Annotated in this window: 14 protein-coding genes; 6 read left to right on the top strand and 8 right to left on the bottom strand. The window is 43.1% G+C overall.

What is annotated here, in order from left to right; translation table 11 throughout:
• Positions 1-14: 14 nt before the first annotated feature.
• The gene (locus ACQ4LT_RS02775) at positions 15-920 is read left to right on the top strand and encodes a YihY/virulence factor BrkB family protein (RefSeq protein WP_445664477.1); all 906 of its coding nucleotides are present in this window, start codon (positions 15-17) and stop codon (positions 918-920) included.
• 2 nt (positions 921-922) lie between these two features.
• Positions 923-1,531, top strand: a complete 609-nt coding sequence (locus tag ACQ4LT_RS02770; protein WP_445664476.1) for a DNA-3-methyladenine glycosylase — start codon at positions 923-925, stop codon at positions 1,529-1,531.
• Positions 1,532-1,589: 58 nt separating this feature from the next.
• Here ACQ4LT_RS02770 and ACQ4LT_RS02765 read toward each other — a convergent pair whose 3' ends face one another.
• From ACQ4LT_RS02765 to ACQ4LT_RS02735, 7 genes are all read right to left on the bottom strand, one after another.
• Positions 1,590-2,075 carry a DUF4168 domain-containing protein gene (locus tag ACQ4LT_RS02765; protein ID WP_445664475.1) on the bottom strand — a complete coding sequence of 162 codons (486 nt, stop codon included), beginning with the start codon at positions 2,073-2,075 and terminating at the stop codon, positions 1,590-1,592.
• Positions 2,076-2,652: 577 nt separating this feature from the next.
• The gene (locus ACQ4LT_RS02760) at positions 2,653-2,991 is read right to left on the bottom strand and encodes a P-II family nitrogen regulator (RefSeq protein ID WP_445664474.1); all 339 of its coding nucleotides are present in this window, start codon (positions 2,989-2,991) and stop codon (positions 2,653-2,655) included.
• An 86-nt stretch (positions 2,992-3,077) separates the two neighbouring features.
• The gene (locus ACQ4LT_RS02755) at positions 3,078-3,602 is read right to left on the bottom strand and encodes a DUF3347 domain-containing protein (protein WP_445664473.1); all 525 of its coding nucleotides are present in this window, start codon (positions 3,600-3,602) and stop codon (positions 3,078-3,080) included.
• Between the two features lie 60 nt (positions 3,603-3,662).
• Positions 3,663-5,492 (bottom strand): efflux RND transporter periplasmic adaptor subunit, encoded by a 1,830-nt coding sequence (locus ACQ4LT_RS02750; protein WP_445664472.1) that lies wholly within the window; start codon positions 5,490-5,492, stop codon positions 3,663-3,665.
• Between the two features lie 107 nt (positions 5,493-5,599).
• Complete coding sequence (locus ACQ4LT_RS02745; protein ID WP_445664471.1) at positions 5,600-6,907, bottom strand: TolC family protein; 1,308 nt, start codon at positions 6,905-6,907, stop codon at positions 5,600-5,602.
• Between the two features lie 133 nt (positions 6,908-7,040).
• Positions 7,041-10,856: an efflux RND transporter permease subunit gene (locus ACQ4LT_RS02740; protein ID WP_445664548.1), complete on the bottom strand. Its 3,816-nt coding sequence runs from the start codon at positions 10,854-10,856 to the stop codon at positions 7,041-7,043.
• Between the two features lie 126 nt (positions 10,857-10,982).
• Positions 10,983-11,426: a hypothetical protein gene (locus tag ACQ4LT_RS02735; RefSeq protein WP_445664470.1), complete on the bottom strand. Its 444-nt coding sequence runs from the start codon at positions 11,424-11,426 to the stop codon at positions 10,983-10,985.
• Between the two features lie 218 nt (positions 11,427-11,644).
• On the opposite strand from ACQ4LT_RS02735, the gene ACQ4LT_RS02730 reads away from it, so the two are divergent.
• Genes ACQ4LT_RS02730 through ACQ4LT_RS02720 form a run of 3 tightly spaced genes read left to right on the top strand, consistent with a single transcriptional unit; the run spans position 11,645 to position 13,808 of the window.
• On the top strand, positions 11,645-12,589 hold the full coding sequence (locus ACQ4LT_RS02730) for a cobalamin-binding protein (protein WP_445664469.1): 945 nt from the start codon (positions 11,645-11,647) through the stop codon (positions 12,587-12,589).
• Positions 12,586-13,311, top strand: coding sequence for an SDR family NAD(P)-dependent oxidoreductase (locus ACQ4LT_RS02725; RefSeq protein WP_445664468.1), 726 nt, complete (start codon positions 12,586-12,588; stop codon positions 13,309-13,311). Before ACQ4LT_RS02730 ends, ACQ4LT_RS02725 begins: the two co-directional genes overlap by 4 nt.
• A gap of 29 nt (positions 13,312-13,340) precedes the next feature.
• A complete protein-coding gene (locus tag ACQ4LT_RS02720; RefSeq protein WP_445664467.1) occupies positions 13,341-13,808 on the top strand; it encodes an NUDIX domain-containing protein in 468 nt (155 codons plus the stop codon).
• 17 nt (positions 13,809-13,825) lie between these two features.
• On the opposite strand, the gene ACQ4LT_RS02715 is transcribed toward ACQ4LT_RS02720, so the two are convergent.
• The gene (locus ACQ4LT_RS02715; protein ID WP_445664466.1) at positions 13,826-15,715 is read right to left on the bottom strand and encodes a serine hydrolase domain-containing protein; all 1,890 of its coding nucleotides are present in this window, start codon (positions 15,713-15,715) and stop codon (positions 13,826-13,828) included.
• Between the two features lie 172 nt (positions 15,716-15,887).
• Between ACQ4LT_RS02715 and ACQ4LT_RS02710 the strand changes: the two genes are divergently transcribed.
• Entirely contained in the window at positions 15,888-16,469 is a 582-nt protein-coding gene (locus ACQ4LT_RS02710; RefSeq protein ID WP_445664465.1) for a DJ-1/PfpI family protein, read from the top strand.
• Positions 16,470-16,484 lie beyond the last annotated feature (15 nt).

The following is a 16,484-nucleotide window of genomic DNA, read 5'->3' as shown; positions in this document are numbered from 1 at the left end:
GCATTCATTGATCAGTGCAGAAGTATAAGGATTTCTGGCGGCTCATCGTAAAATTGGTAAAAAAGAAAGATGTGTTTTTTAACGCATCCGCCATCACCTTTAACATCTTTATTTGTGCCATCCCTTTTATACTGCTGATGATTTCGATCATCGGATATATCCTTTCCTATGAAAAAGCTTTTTCCGAAATCTTGCGTTATGGCCGTGAGCTTTTTCCAAGTTTTACTTACGAATCAAAATCCGGTGATATTTACCGTGGCGCCGTAACCCTTGAAACACTTTTAGAACCTCTTATTGGGGTCCGACGCCTTTTTGGTATTATTGGTTCAGTAATTCTTGTATTCTTTTCACAGGGATTTTTTCATACCCTTAAGCATGTCGTGTTCGATATTTTTGAAATTGAAGATCGGCGCCATCCCATCCTTGAGATGGTCTATAACTTTTTTACCTTTGGCTTGGTAGGAGGAGCCTTTCTGTTCTTCAGTCTTGTTATTTCACTGGTATCCCTGGTTTCGATCGATAAATTTTCCCTACCCTATACCGATATTGTTTTTGAGGTTAGCTGGGTATATGAGTTTCTTAATCTGCTAATTCCAATTCTTTTTACTCTCATCCTGTTTTATATCATTTTTCGATATATAAGTGAAAAACGGATGAAGCCCCAAGTCGCTTTTCTGGCCACAGTGGTATATACGGCACTTTTTGAATTCGCAAAGATGGGAGTAGGTTACTACCTGGATTATGCCTTGGGCTCCTATCGCTATTTTTACCAAGGATATACCATTCTGGTTATTATTGGTATATGGGCCTTCTATTCAGCTGCCCTTTTCGTTATTACGACGATTATTGCTAAATCATATCAGGAAGTATTTCTGGAGGACAAGAGCAGTCAGGAGAATCCATATACTACAATTTCCTAATTATGAGTAACCAAAAACTTTCCCTCTCATTTTATCAGCGACAAGATGTGGTATCCATAGCCCGCGAACTTGTTGGCAAGGTATTATGTACACGGATTGGTGATGCTCCCTTGACCAGTGGAATTATCACCGAAACGGAGGCTTACTGCGGTCGAGGAGATAAAGCATGCCATGCTAATAATGGCACCCGGACGGATCGAACGGAAACAATGTATCGAGCCGGGGGCATCGCCTATAACTATTTGTGTTATGGTATCCATCATCTGTTTAATGTGGTTACAAATGTAGAAAACAAGGCTGATGCTGTTCTTATCCGCGCTGTTCAGCCATTCGATGGCAAAAATAAGATGTTACAACGCCGCAACAAGCAAGATGTTAATCCTTCGCTAACAGCAGGACCCGGGCGATTAACTCAAGCACTGGGAATTACCACAGGTCTCGATGGAACCGACCTAACCCAAAATACTATCTGGATCGAAGATCGGGAGATTGCTTTTTCCGAGTCCGCCCTGGTAGCAACTGAGCGCGTGGGAGTGGATTATGCCGAAGAAGATGCGAAGCTGTCTTGGCGTTTTTATCCTCAAGAAAGTAAATGGATAAGCCAAAAATAAAAAAAGCCTGTCTCGCTAAGCGAAACAGGCTTTCAAAATATAATAACAAGAAAGAGCGTTAGTTCTGATTGTTTTGCTGCTGCTCTTGTGTAATTTTACGATAGCGTTTGACTACCTCAGGATTTGATTGCAATGCCTTTACGATAGCTTGAAATCGCTGTGGCTTAAGTCCATTATTCTCCATTGCGTTCATAATTTCTTTTTGCTGAACCTTCATCAATTTTGGCTGGACTTCATCAATTGTTTTCTGCTCTTGGTCTGTAACATTCGCAGAGTCAGTTTGAGGATTTCTTTGTTGCATCATAATCTCTTGAAACCGCTCAGGATCCATATCCTTATCAGCTAACAACGAGACAATTTCTGCATCAATTTTTTCATTGACTTCACTGGTAACAGCGGCAAACTTTTTTAACTCTTCATTGGTAATACTATCTGGCTGTGTTTGCTGCATCTTCTGTTGCATGGGATTGCCTTGTGCAAAAACCGAACCGGCCATTAACAGAAAACCAAGTACAAAAGCCGCGGATTGTTTAAAAAACTTCATAAAATATTGAGTGATTTAAAATTAAATAGATCTTGCTTTGAATTAAGCTGTGTTAAGATAGAGATTATTTATTCCGAAATAAAATAACCTATAACTCATTATATAGAATTTAATATTTTTTTGCTTCGTTAAAGGCTCTGAAATTGGCAACGCATGCTTTCCAACTATATTCTATTTTAATAGAATTTTTACACTTAACACTATTTTGACTGCCAAAAAACTTGGCATTTATTTCTACAATGACAGTACTAAAAAATATAAACACCTTTCCTAACAGATGGACTCAAAATAATGCCCTATTCCGCTAAATCTCTGCCAGTAATGGGCTTGCAAAAGCGTTACATCCCGTAGCCTAAAACAAGTTTTATCCCTTTTCTGAGAAGTGAGGCACCACCGGTTTATGACAATCGTGTTCATTATAACTCTCGTATTTGAAATTAATTAGTTTTATAAATAAAAACCGATGAAGCGGTAATACACTAACTCCAAAATAAAATTAGGAGAATAACTTTTCTTCATTGAATAACAACAAGAGCCAATACAAATTTTGAAATAAGCGTTACTCTCAGCAACCTATTTATAATGTATATTTTCGTTCCTCTCCGTCACGCACCCGAATACTTTGCTCCACAGGAAGTACAACAATAAGTCCATCCCCGGAATGTCCCGTACTCCCATTTTCGTGGATAATTTGAATTATATCATCTACATGATTTGCTTCAGAAACCATCTCCAGTTTTATCACCTTAGAATGCAATGCCGGGAATTTAAGCGAACTATGTTGGTCTTTCGGATCACTGTAGCTGCCCATGCCCTCAGCTTCCATTACTGTCATACTCGTATAACCCTTGTTGCTCAGAGCGCGCTGGACCGGCTCAAACATATTGTGACGTATGTATGCTTTAATCAATTTCATAAAATCCCCTTATTTAAAATAGCTATTGTTAATAGTCGTAACCTTTTCAGAACTTAGGCCATATCAATCCTAAGCCTGCAGCTTAATTAATGGTCTAACCCAATCGTTGCTTTCGTCTTGCCACAGCCAGACATCTTAGAACCCATATAAGGATTAATAATCTTTTCCTGATCACTGATCCACTGAGCTCCCTTACCATTATCTGCCATCGGGCAATATTGTAGATACAACATCTCTTCATCAAAATCTTGGTTTTTCAGCGCCTTAATCAGATTAGAAGAGATATTCTTAAAAAATGATCTCAGCTCATCAATATCCCCGGCCTCTACTCCATTGGTCACGGCTTCGACCATAGAACCATGGTGCTCGACATGCATTTGGAAGTGTTTTTCGTGATTATTCATTTCATCATTTCTAATAACCTCATCTCTTAAATCAGACGAAGAGGAAAGAGCCTTTTCGAAATCATCTTCAGCCAGTGCCTCTTTAACATCAAAATAATGCTCCAGCAATGTTGTGAGATGCTCGCTGTGCTGATGTTGCTGTGCAAAAGCTGAAGTTCCTGTAAAAAAGATTACTGAAAGCAGAATAATTGTTTTGAAGCTATTCATAGTCTTTGAACTAATATTTATGTTAATGTTATTTTTATCCTTCTGATTCTGAATTCAAAACTAAATATCAATTTCTTCGATAATTTCACCACAGTTAGTCATTTCTTTACCTAAATATGGGTTCTGTATTTTCTTCTCTTCACTGATCCAGTAGCCTCCTTTATTTCCAAAAGCCATTGGGCAGTACTGATAGTATAAGACATCATCAACACCGAATTCCTGAATACTTTCCACCAACACTTCTGACAGCAGAAAAAAGGCTTTTCGTTGTGAGTCAAGTTCATTACTGCCGGCTATTTGCTCGGCTTGCCGGTTCAGCACTTCCAAGAATTCCATCCATCGGTCATGGATTTCGGTTTCCAACACCGACATATCCACATCTCTTAATTGATCCCGGAACAGATCGGCCTGTTGAGAAGCTTTTTGGGGATCGGAATCCACCAAAGCATCCTTTATATGAAGGTACTCACTGATAGCCTGTCTTAACTGATCTCGGAATTCTTGCGGAACTTCGGCATTAATTCCACTTATCTCCGCCCGACTATCGGTATGCTCACTATGGTCTTCTTCCTGCTGTATCTCCTGTTCTTCCATTCCGCCGTGATTATGTCCAGCACGATTTGCTCCACTCCCGGGGTTTCGGTTCATCATACTGAGGTTATCAGCCAGTTGAGCGGCACTGTCTAACTTGAAGTTACCGTGGGTAACCACTTCTTCACCCTCTTCAAGTCCCTCCTCTATGACATAGTAATTACCAGCACGCTGACCGAGTGTAACTACTCGCGGCTCAAAAGAGGGAATTTCACTATCCGGTTGTTCCACAAAAACAATCGAACGCTTGCCGGTCCACATAACGGCTGATTTTGGGATCATGAGCTTTTCTCCATTATCGACAGCTCCGCTTACTATCCCCCGGGCAAGCATCTCCGGCTTTAACGTGCCATCCGTATTATCTACCTCTGCCCGTACACGGGCTGTCCGTGTTTGCGGATTGATAAATGGATCAACGTAGGTAATTTCTGCTTCAAAGGTTTTGCCGGGGTAACTGCGGACGGTAAAATCAACTGGATCACCCTGATCAATGGCTCCGATATCAGTTTCATACGCATCAAACAGCACCCAGAGCCTTGAGAGATCAGCCACTTTATACATTACAGTTCCTTCATCCACATAATCTTTTGTATCCACATTTTTTTGAGTGACATATCCGCTGCGTGTGGCCATAATGGGTATTGCATCGGTTACTTCTCCGGATAATTCAATGCGCTGAATTTCACTTTTCGGAAGCCCCCACAAGCGCAGCTTTCTACGTGTTGATTCATACAATCCGGGATTTCTTTGCTTGTTTCTGGCCGCTTCAAGCAGTTCACGTTGCGCAGAGATCAGTTCCGGTGAATAAACGGTAGCTAATTTCTCACCTTCATCAACGTACGTCCCCGTAAAATCGACAAAGAGCTCTTCAATACGTCCTGGAAATTGCGCAGTAATGGATGATACTCGTCGTTCGTCGACAGCCACACGCCCCGGAAGGCGAACTTCCAACTCAGGAATTCCTCGTTCAACGGTCGACGTTTGAATTTCTGCCAGCTTAACGGCAGCCTCGGTCATAGTAAATACTGTTTCTCCCTGATCTTCTGCCTGGTCGACGGAGATAAGCTCCATGCCGCAAATCGGACAATTTCCGGGTTCATTTTGTCGGATCTGGGGATGCATACTACAGGTATAAACGATATTCCCCTCCTCGTCGGTATGCGTTTCTTCCACATGTTGGTCTATATCTGTTGCCTCTTCCACGGCAGAGCCGCCAAAGAACAGCCATCCAAGGAAAAATCCCACTAATAAAATTCCGGCTATTTTTCCTATCTGTTTATAGTTTAATTCTTTTTTCATGGTATTTGATATTTTAGCTTTCAACAGTCAGCCATCAGTTTTATTAGCTAAATGCAGACAGCTGATAACTTTTAATCAGAATTTATATTTATCGTATTTATTCACTTTTACTCTTTTTCCATCTCTTCTGGTGACGTATTGTGCTCACCCGCCAGAGCTTCTATTTCAGCTGTGGCAATATTTTGCTCCACGTAAGCAGTGTTAAGCATCATTTCATATTTCAACAACTGTTGCTGCAATTGAATAATCTGTTCAAAGTCGCCACGCCCCCCGGCATATTCAGACAATCCTATTTTGAGTGCCTGACGTGTCTTTGGAACCAACCGTTCTTCATGCAGAGCGATTCGACGTTCAGCATCACGGTACTGCTGCAACAGGGATTCTACCTTGGCGGTTAAACGATTTGTAACATTCTCCTGTTCTTCGCGGGCGACCCGAGCTTTAATACGAGCTTCTTGCCGTTGTGCTTGATATTTGGAGCGCGATAGTGGAACACGTATGGTTACCGAACCTGTCAGCCCCGCTCGTTCGCCGGGCATCACAGACATATACATATAATTCTTATTCATTACCATCAGCCCGAGACCCAGTGACGGTCGCCCCTCCAGTCGCGCCTGTTCCTCAGCAATAAGAGCTGTTTCTTCTTGAAGTTCCCTTCCGCGAAGCTCCGGATTCCGATCATAGATCACTTGCCGCAAGCGTTCTTTACTTCTTGTCAGCTTCGGATTATACATTTTATCCGGTATTTGAACTTCTGCCTCTGCCGGTCGATTCAGCAATGAATTAAATTGAACTTTCATTGCCTCCAGCTCCTCTTCCGTATTTAAAATCTGCGTTTCAAGGTTATCTTGTTCAATTTGAATGCGAAGCAGATCCACTTGGCTAACTTTTCCGCTTTCATACTGTGTTTGCACCTGCCGCTCAAGCTGACTTAGCAAACCCCTGTTCTGGCGAAATATCATCAAATGATGATGCAGCTCATGCATTCGATACCAACGCTCTTTTACATTTTCGACGAGCTCGTTACGTGCCTCTTCAAACGCTGTCCACTCTACTTCCGCCACTTTTTTTACTTGTTCTTCTCTTTTACCGAGCGTCCCAAACCAGGGAAACATCTGTGTAGCACTTACGGTGGTTCGGGTCAAGGGGCTACTCTGCTCCATTGGATTAATATGGTATTGAAACATTATTTCGGGATCCGGCAGGGCGCCAACCTGCGGCACTTGCTTCAGTCGAGCATAATATTGCTGAAACAATCCTTCAATCCGTGGGTTTTTGACTAATGCCTCTTCTATATATTGATCTAATACAAGGCTGTCTTTGACAGCTTCATCGGATCCAGGTGAAGGAAGATCCTGTGCCTGGAGATTCGCACCGAGAAATAAAAAGAAAATCAGTGCGAGCAGGTTTTTCAATCCCCCTAAGTCCCCCTTTGCCAAGGGGGACTTCAAAGCAATCAGGCTTAAATCATGAAAGAAATTCCTCCTTAGAAAAGGAGGACAGGAGGATTGACAGCCGGTTATTATTGGGTTTGTCATGGTAATCAGCTTAGCTTGATCTATTGGTATTTTTATTATTTTCTATCAGCGGCATTTGCCCCATTTTCTCTTCTATCTTCCACCTGGATTCCTGCCAGACAGCATAGAGTACGGGTACCACAAAAAGCGTAACAATAGCAACCATCATACCCCCAAAGGTAGGTATAGCCATGGGAATCATAATATCGGCTCCCCGTCCGCTTGAAGTAAGAATTGGCAACAGTGCCAGCGTAGTGGTGGCAGTTGTCATCAGAGTCGGACGAATACGTAAACTCCCCGCTTTTATGATAATTTCATGTAGTTCCTCGATACTTTCAGGTTTATGCCGGTCCATCAGCTGATGGATATAGGTGGCAATAACAACAGCGCCGTCTGCAGCAATGCCGAATAGAGCAATAAAACCAACCCAGACAGCAACACTGAGATTTACAACCCCCATCTGGAACAGGTCGCGCATATTGGTACCGAATAGCTCGAAATTCATAAACCACGGCTGTCCGTACAGCCAAAGCATGATAAAACCACCTGCCCAAGCTACAAATATGCTGCTGAAGATCATGGCCGTCGTCGAGATAGATCGGAACTGGAAGTAGAGAATAAGGAAAATGATAAGCAGAGTAATAGGCATTACTACTGAGAGGCGTTTCTCAGCCCGTACTTGGTTTTCATAATTACCGGCAAATTCGAAACTGAGTCCCGATGGTACAGAAAGCTCTCCATCGTCAATCTTTGTATTAATAACCTGCCGAGCCGCTTCTACAACCTCTACTTCAGAAAAGCCATCCCGCTTATCAAAGGTCACATAACCCGTTAAGAATGTATCTTCACTTTTAACTACCTGCGGACCCTGCCGATACTTGACTTCTCCGAGCATACCCAGCGGAATGTTTGTACCCGACGCCGTAGAAATAAACATCCGCTCGATATCTTCCGGACTATCGCGATATTCCCTGGCATATCTAACCCGTACCGGGTACCGCTCGCGACCCTCCACCGTTTGGGTCAACGCCATCCCGCCCATAGCAACTTCCAGGTACTGCTGAACATCCGCTATTTTTAATCCATAACGAGCCAGCGCTTCACGGTCCCATTCAATTTCCAGATAGGGTTTACCCACAATACGATCTGCGAAAACAGTCTGGCTTTGCACCTCTTCTACTTCCCGAAGAATCTCCTCCAGGCGAAGCCCGAAATCTTCAATTGTTGCAAGATCTGGCCCTTTCACCTTGATGCCCATAGGAGCACGCATTCCCGACTGTAGCATAATCTGTCTGGTTTCAATCGGCTGCAATTTGGGGGCTGAAGTCAATCCCGGCACACGACTGGCATCAATAATCTCATTCCAAATATCATCCGGACTTTGAATATGGTCACGCCATTGCCGGTAATACTTCCCGTCTGAGTCATGGATTAATTCTCCGGATTCATTGCGCATATATTCTCCATCCTCGTTGATCGCAAAACGGATGCGTCGCCCGTCTTCATCTCGTTTATACTCACTTTTATACTGAATAATATTTTCATACATCGAAACCGGAGCGGGATCCAGTGCGGTTTCTGCCCTTCCAAGCTTTCCTACGACAATATCAACTTCGGGAATCGACGAGACAGCCATATCAACTTTTTGCATATAATCTTTTGCCTCTTCAACACCCACGTGTGGCATAGTCGTTGGCATCAGCAGAAAAGCGCCTTCATCCAGCGGAGGCATAAATTCTTCCCCAAGTCCGGGAAAAGTTTCTTCCATGGAAGTCCAGACCGCTGTTTCCTGCACCGGAACACCTACCGAATCAAATCCTTTTTCTACCCATCCGAATATTGTACCATATCCCAGCCATATGGTTACTCCCAATATCACCAGTACCAATGGAATGGAAAGAAAGGTTTTTCGATAATAAAGTGCCCATTTTAGAATGGGACGGAAATAGCGAATAAAGAGGAAAAAGATCCCTATCAAAACCGCAGCGATACCGCCTACAAAAATAAAATTTGCAAGCAGTGATACTTCCGGACCCAATGGCAGCCAGGCTTTCGACAGCAGCCATGTGACGAAGATAGCTGCAACAAAATTATTAATCCGAACAGCGTGCCGCTCATCGTATGTTTCTAAGTAGAGCGAAGCAAGTGTGTTGACTCCGAATAGTATCAACAGCCATCCGGCCCAAGGAAGTACGGAAAAAATTATGCTTATTAATCCCAACACAACAATAAATCCATTCCAGGCTATTTTCAGCGGACGCTTTTTGATGCGCACTGAAAAGAACCAATGGGCAAAAGGCGGTATAATAATCAGTGAGATAATAATAGAAGCAATCAGTGCAAACGTCTTGGTGTAGGCCAGCGGAATAAATAGCTTTCCTTCGGCGGCCACCATCGTAAAGACGGGTAAGAAACTAATAACAGTCGTTGAAACAGCAGTAACTACTGCCGAAGAAACCTCACTCGTTGCTCTAAAAATAACCTCCAGCAATGGCTCCTCATCGCCGGCTTCGTCGATATGCCGGATCATATTTTCGGTGAGGATCACCGCCATATCCACCATTGTACCTATGGCAATGGCAATACCGGTCAATGCTACAATATTCGCCTCCACGCCGCCGTACTTCATGGCGATGAACGTCATTAACACAGCTACGGGAAGTAAGCCGGAAATCAACACCGATGACCGCAGGTTCATCACCATGACAATAACCACAATGATGGTTACCAAAATCTGTAGAAATAGGGCTTCTTCCAGCGTTCCCAGCGTCTCCATGATAAGTTCGGTGCGGTCATAAAACGGCACTATTGTAACCTTTGATTCGGTACCATCATCCAACATTTTAGAAGGTAATCCTGCAGAAATTTCGCTGATCTGCTCTTTGACATTCTGAATAACCTGTAGCGGATTTTCTCCCTGGCGTGCTACAACCACACCACCCACTGCTTCGGCACCGGACTTGTCGAGAGCGCCTCTTTGCATTGCTGGTCCGTATATAACATGTGCTATATCCTGAATGCGAATAGGCGTATTATTTCTACTTACCACCACCGCTTTTTCCAGGTCTTCGAGACTCTTAATATATCCCAGTCCACGCACCAAATACTCTACATTATTCATTTCTATAGTCCGGGCCCCCACATCAACATTACTGCCGCGGACGGCTTCAAAGATCTGTTTCATGGTAATATCGTACACCTGCATCGCCTCCGGATCAACGTCCACCTGGTATTCCTTGACATATCCACCAACGGGTGCTACCTCGGCTACCCCCTGGGCTGAAGTCAGAGCATAATCCACCGTATAATCCTGGATTGTGCGCAATTCCTGCAGATCCCAGCCCCCGGCCGGGTTCCCATTGCTGTCTCGTCCCTCCAGAGTATACCAAAATATTTGTCCCAAACCGGTGGCATCAGGTCCAAGCGATGGTTGTACGTCCTCAGGCAAGATGCCCGAGGGAAGCGCATTAAGCTTTTCCAGGATACGAGATCGACTCCAGTAAAATTCGATATCCTCCTCAAAAATTACATAGATGGTGGAGAGACCGATCATAGAACTGCTTCGTATATTTTTAACTCCGGGAAGCCCCAGCAACTCTGTCGTCAGCGGATAGGTAATCTGATCTTCAATATCCTGTGGCGAACGTCCCGGCCATTCGGTATGAATGATCTGCTGATTTTCACCGAGATCAGGGATGGCATCTACCGGAACCGGATCACGTGGAAAAATTTCGTCAAGCTGCCAGTTAAAGGGAGCCACGGAAATACCCCATCCCACAAAAAGGAGAAGCAAAAGTACCGAGATAAGTTTGTTTTCAAGAAAGAAACGTATGGTTTTGTCGAGCATTGAATTAGTCATGAGTATTGAATTATTGAGCAATACGAAAAGCACACGCAGTAGGATTATTCTATGTTAATTTGTAATCCGTGATGCGTAAAAGCCTTAAAAAGGTTAAAAGGCTTATATAAGTGACTAATTCAGAAAAGTGCTATTTAGCAAGAATAGAGGGGGAGATTCCGGTTGCTGGCTCAGTTCGGCATTTGCAAGAAAAGTGGGAATAGATGCCGATTCGGTGTCAATAAAATAGAAGATCGAAACAACAAATGGCTGCACCAATTTTTTATTAACAGTTGGAATAGTCTTGTTTGTTAGATCTGTTTGGGTAATCTCACAAGTCAGGGTCCAACTGCAATTGTCGTTTGGGCTGCCAGAGTTCAGTTGATCCGAATCATTTTGATCAGATTGGTATGCCATCAACATACACTGTTTATCGGCAACTGTATTTATTGGCGATTGTTGCATTTCCGTATCACAATGTACGGCTGCCACCAAAGTGGACGGCAGGCTAATACTCAAAGCAAGAAATATTGCTATGAATAGTGCAAAAAGGCGATATGTCGTTGAATGTCGTTTCATCTGAAAATTGAATTCCCAAAATTAGTAAAAAAACCGGCAGTAATGAAATTGTTTTTTTTAAGTGTTATCAACCGATAAATATATTGTTTAGAAACTGAGCTAATATGGAAATATTATTTTATCAATCGTTCAATAGACAAAAAACTTTTATTTTGAGCTTCTGGGAAATACCTTTACTTATTTGACTTATCAATTACCTTATTTAGAAAACATTATTCATGCGTATAGTTTCTCTACTGCCCAGCACTACCGAAATTGTTACCGCTCTCGGCAAGAAGGATGAGCTCGTCGGTCGATCTCACGAATGCAATTATCCCGAAGGAATAACTGATCTTCCCTACTGTACTGAGCCGAAGTTCAACCCTGACGGAAACAGCTATGAGATAGACCAGCGGGTAAAAGCATTGCTGCAGGAAGGGCTTTCAGTGTATAGAGTAGATCAACAAAAACTGACTGAGCTGGAACCCGATATTATACTAACGCAAGATCACTGCGAAGTGTGCGCGGCCTCTTTTAATGAGGTAAAAGAAGCAGTCCACTCGAGTCTTAGTGATCATGTGAAAGTAGTTTCGGTATCACCTACTGATTTATCGAGCTGGGTACAATCGATCCGAACCATTGCAGATGCTATTGATGCCAGTGAAGCTGCCGAAGAACTTACCCAGCGCATGAAATCGGAACTACAGTACATCCAACAAAAAACAAGTGAACTCACACTTCCAAAGGTGCTTTCTATAGAGTGGATGGATCCGTTGATGACCGCCGGAAACTGGATTCCGGAACTAGTGCAAATTGCGGGCGGTATTCCTGTGGGCTCTAAATCGGGGAAACATTCCCCGCAAATCTCATGGAAAAAAATCCAACAGCTCAATCCAGATATTATCACGATCATTCCCTGCGGTTATTCTGTTCATCAAACCCTTTCAGAAATTTCAACGCTTACCTCTCGTAATAACTGGAATCAACTCCGCGCCGTACAAAACAAACAGATATATATTGCTGACGGCGATCACTATTTTAACCGTCCGGGGCCACGCCTGGTGGATTCCACACGCATCTTAGCAGAGATCATACATCCTGCCCTGTTCCGAAAAGAAGAACATCCAGAGTGGATCAACTTTGCCACCCATCAATTCCAGCAGAAAATAGCATCAACTTTATGAAACAGAGAGTAACTATCATTGGTGCTACTTCCGGCATCGGACGAGCCCTGACAGTTGAAATGCACGAGCGCGGATATGTAGTGGGCGCAACGGGTCGTCGTCTCGAACGACTGGAAGAATTGCGCAATCAACTTAAAACAAATATTCATATTCAATATATGGATGTGGCCGAACTCGACGATGCTATCAACCAGCTCGATCAGCTTAAAAAAGATATGGGAGGACTGGATATCATCGTGCTTAACGCCGGGGTCTCGAACTATCAAAAAGAATCCGTGGGACGACAAGCCGACCTGCACGTAATTGATGTCAACGTTCGTGGATTTGCAAATCTGGCAAGCTATAGCTTCAACCTGTTTGAGGAACAGGGATACGGTCACATTGTGGGAATCTCATCTGTTGCCTCTCTGTTTGGCTGGGGATTAAACATCCCCTATAACGCTTCTAAATCATTTGTGAATACCTATCTTCAAGGATATAGACAAAAGGCCAATCATTCAGATGCAGATATTTCCGTTTCAACAATTTTACCGGGCTTCGTAGAATCCGAGATGACTGACGGCAAAAAAGATCTGTTCTGGGTACAAGAAACAGAAAAAGCGGCTAAACAAATCGCCGACGCCATTGAACGCAAAAAAAATGAAGCTTTTATCACAAAACGCTGGCAACTTGTGGGATGGTTGGTCAAAATGACTCCCAACTGGATATGGAATCGAATGTAATTTTAAAATTTTGAAACTACTTTTAGAAAGTGTCAAATATTAGCGCCGGCATACTACTTTTTACCCGTAAACCCAGTTTAGAATTGCTGCTGGCTCATCCCGGCGGCCCCTACTGGTGGGATAAAGATGAAGGAGCATGGTCGATTCCCAAGGGTGAGGTCGAAGACGACGAGGATTTGTTGGATGCCGCCAAGCGAGAATTCAAGGAAGAGCTTAACTTTGTTCCCGAAGGGGATTTTATCGATTTGGGATCGGTAAAACAGAAAGGTGGCAAAATCGTGTATGCCTGGGCCATAGAATATCAAATTCCCGATGACTTTATCTTTGCTCCCAACGAGTTTGAAATAGAGTGGCCGCCCAATTCCGGGAAAACGGAATTATTCCCCGAAATTGATCGGATAGAATATTTTGGTCCCTTTGAAGCACGCGAGAAAATCAATCCCGCTCAACGTGAGTTTATCAGCCGACTCATTGATTACTGCAGTCGAAACCGGTAATGCAATTACTGTTTAAATTAATAAGCCCATAGGCGGAGTCCCATCCAATCCCAATAGAAAAAGAACAGGGTAAATCCTATTAACGTCACTGAAATAATAGAGAAGTAAATTTTTATAGCAGGATGTATCTCTTTTTGCCAGCTGCGCAAGCTTGTCCATAGTGCCCCAACAGAACTTACCCCAAACAGGTAGGTAGCTGCAGTAATTAACATTGCGGCAAAAGTTCGCTCACCGATCGTTAACAATTCAAGCTGTGATGCTCCCAAGACTAACAATCCGATGCTGCACAACGCGGCAAACGGCCACCAGAAAAGTGCCTGATACGAAAACGGTGTATGGTTTGAGCTGTATTTGCGATAACCTTCAAACGGTATCCAAAACAAGCTGAACAATAATAAGGTTACCAATATCCCTAAGCCACCAAAAAATGCCCCGCGGTATACATACTTTTTCCAGCTCCCCGTTTTCACATAAAAGTTACTGTCATGCTGCATTACTTGTCCATACTCTTCCGTACCCATAAAAAAGGTAGAAGCCATTATTTTATCTTTGCTGCGAAATTTATTTTCCGAAACGGGCAGTAATGACTTGGTCGACTCCATAAATCCTTTAGTACACAACGTATCATCAGATACCTCAAGCGTTACTCCATCTAACAATACATGCAGCGGCATAAACAGTTGGTTTCGTGGACTCCGATAGGCGTAATATCCCTCATATTTATCTAACTGTTTCTCGGATAATTCAACGGTAGATTGTGGCTCCGGTTTTTTGACATTATCCAGTAAAAATCTTGTCACTTTTTCTCGGATATCACCAAAACCCGAAGAGCTGTTTAACAGCAATACATATCCCAAGTCATATTCCGGGAAATACATGTACTGGGATACAAAACCATCGATACCGCCTCCATGATTTAAATTTGGGTACCCAGCCATTTCAGAATTTGTAATTCCCAGTCCGTAGCCCCTGCTAAATCCATGTTTAGCAGCAAGCGTCGTCTCTGTCGTTTCCATCCTCTCAACTAAGATTTCCGCAATAATTTCTTGTCCATTAAGCGAACCATTATTAAGCAAGAGTTGTACAAACTTTGCCATATCAGTGGGTGACGAATGCAGCATACCAGCCGGACGCAAATAAATGTGCTGATATTCAACCGGCTCATATTCTCCTTTGTAACCCGTAGCCAGAGCTTCTTTTACAGAATCGCTGTACGCAAATGAAGACCTGTTCATTTCTAAAGGATTTAAAATATGTTCTCGCAGATAATCTTCATACGACTGACCGGTTACTTTTTCAATAATATAGCCTGCCACCGCATAGCCCGGATTGGAATATGAATACCGAGTACCCGGGCGCCAACGCACTTCTCTTGATTTGGGATTGATGCTCAAGGCTTTTTCGAGAGATATATTGGGATCATGTCGGGTATTATAAAACTCGCTAAAGTGCATATCATCAAATCCGGCCGTGTGCTCCAACAGGTGTTTAACTCGTACGGGATCGGTTTCATGCCACCGATTCTTGATTTCGACCTCGGGCACCAGCTCTTGCACTTCATCATCGAGGCTCAGTTTCCCATCTTGCACAAGCTGCATTATCCCCATAGCCACGAACGTTTTGGATATAGATCCAACCCGAAACAGATGATCAGCAGTGACCGGTTTTTTATCCTCATAATCTGCATAACCCACACCTCCGGACCAGATAACAGAATCTTTATGCACCAAGGCTATTCCTGCTCCCGGAATATTATTTTCCTGAAGCAAAGAATCGACTGTTGTTTGCAAGGAATCAATATCAGCAACTATTGAATGATCCTGTTTTTGTTGTGCTAACATATCACCGGAAGAAAGGCAAAAAACTAACAACAATAATGCTACTGAAATCCAACATCTTTTACTCATATTGTATCCTATTTTATCTCCACCCTATTTCTTATTCAGTTGTAATTACGTCTATTAATTTTCATTGTTACAATTAAAATAATGAATACAGAACGCTAATTATCAATCTGAAGTTAATGTAATATAGAAGCTACGATAACACTATTAATTTAAATAAATCGAATATTTCATTATGGAAGGCAAAAAATTATTAATGCTTGTAGGAGATTTCGGAGAAGATTATGAAATCATGGTGCCATTTCAGGCATTGCAGATGGTAGGCCATACCGTGCATGCGGTTTGTCCCGGAAAAAAGAAAGGAGATACCGTAAAAACGGCTATTCACGATTTTGAAGGAGATCAAACCTATACCGAAAAACCGGGCCATAATTTCGCCCTCAATGCTACTTTTGATAAAGCTGATCCCGCTGACTACGACGGACTTGTTGTTGCCGGCGGTCGTGCCCCGGAATACCTGCGTCTCGAAGATGGCGTACTGGACATGGTTCGTCATTTCTTTGAGGAGGACAAACCCGTTGCAGCTATCTGTCACGGACTCCAGATTTTATCCGCTGCCGACGTGATCAGCGGTAAAACTTTAACAGCCTACCCCGCATGTGGTCCTGAGATGGAAGCCGCCGGTGCCGATTTCAAAGATGTAGAAGCGACGGAAGTTGTTGTTGATGGTAAGCTCGTAACATCACCCGCCTGGCCAGGACATCCCAAATGGTTGAGCGCTTTTCTGGATGTTTTGGGCACTAAAATTACTCACTAAAAAAAGAATAGCTGA

It is taken from the genome of Fodinibius sp. AD559 (genome assembly GCF_052712805.1).
The sequence above is the reverse complement of the archived record's forward strand: the minus strand, read 5'-3'. Positions and strand labels throughout refer to the sequence as shown.

Excerpts from the sequence above, each read along its gene's own strand:
- ACQ4LT_RS02740 (WP_445664548.1), bottom strand. The coding sequence starts at position 10,856 with ATGCTCGACAAAACCATACGTTTCTTTCTTGAAAACAAACTTATCTCG.
- ACQ4LT_RS02755 (WP_445664473.1), bottom strand. The coding sequence starts at position 3,602 with ATGAATAGCTTCAAAACAATTATTCTGCTTTCAGTAATCTTTTTTACA.
- ACQ4LT_RS02710 (WP_445664465.1), top strand. The coding sequence starts at position 15,888 with ATGGAAGGCAAAAAATTATTAATGCTTGTAGGAGATTTCGGAGAAGAT.
- ACQ4LT_RS02730 (WP_445664469.1), top strand. The coding sequence starts at position 11,645 with ATGCGTATAGTTTCTCTACTGCCCAGCACTACCGAAATTGTTACCGCT.
- ACQ4LT_RS02770 (WP_445664476.1), top strand. The coding sequence starts at position 923 with ATGAGTAACCAAAAACTTTCCCTCTCATTTTATCAGCGACAAGATGTG.
- ACQ4LT_RS02735 (WP_445664470.1), bottom strand. The coding sequence starts at position 11,426 with ATGAAACGACATTCAACGACATATCGCCTTTTTGCACTATTCATAGCA.
- ACQ4LT_RS02715 (WP_445664466.1), bottom strand. The coding sequence starts at position 15,715 with ATGAGTAAAAGATGTTGGATTTCAGTAGCATTATTGTTGTTAGTTTTT.
- ACQ4LT_RS02750 (WP_445664472.1), bottom strand. The coding sequence starts at position 5,492 with ATGAAAAAAGAATTAAACTATAAACAGATAGGAAAAATAGCCGGAATT.
- ACQ4LT_RS02725 (WP_445664468.1), top strand. The coding sequence starts at position 12,586 with ATGAAACAGAGAGTAACTATCATTGGTGCTACTTCCGGCATCGGACGA.
- ACQ4LT_RS02760 (WP_445664474.1), bottom strand. The coding sequence starts at position 2,991 with ATGAAATTGATTAAAGCATACATACGTCACAATATGTTTGAGCCGGTC.
- ACQ4LT_RS02765 (WP_445664475.1), bottom strand. The coding sequence starts at position 2,075 with ATGAAGTTTTTTAAACAATCCGCGGCTTTTGTACTTGGTTTTCTGTTA.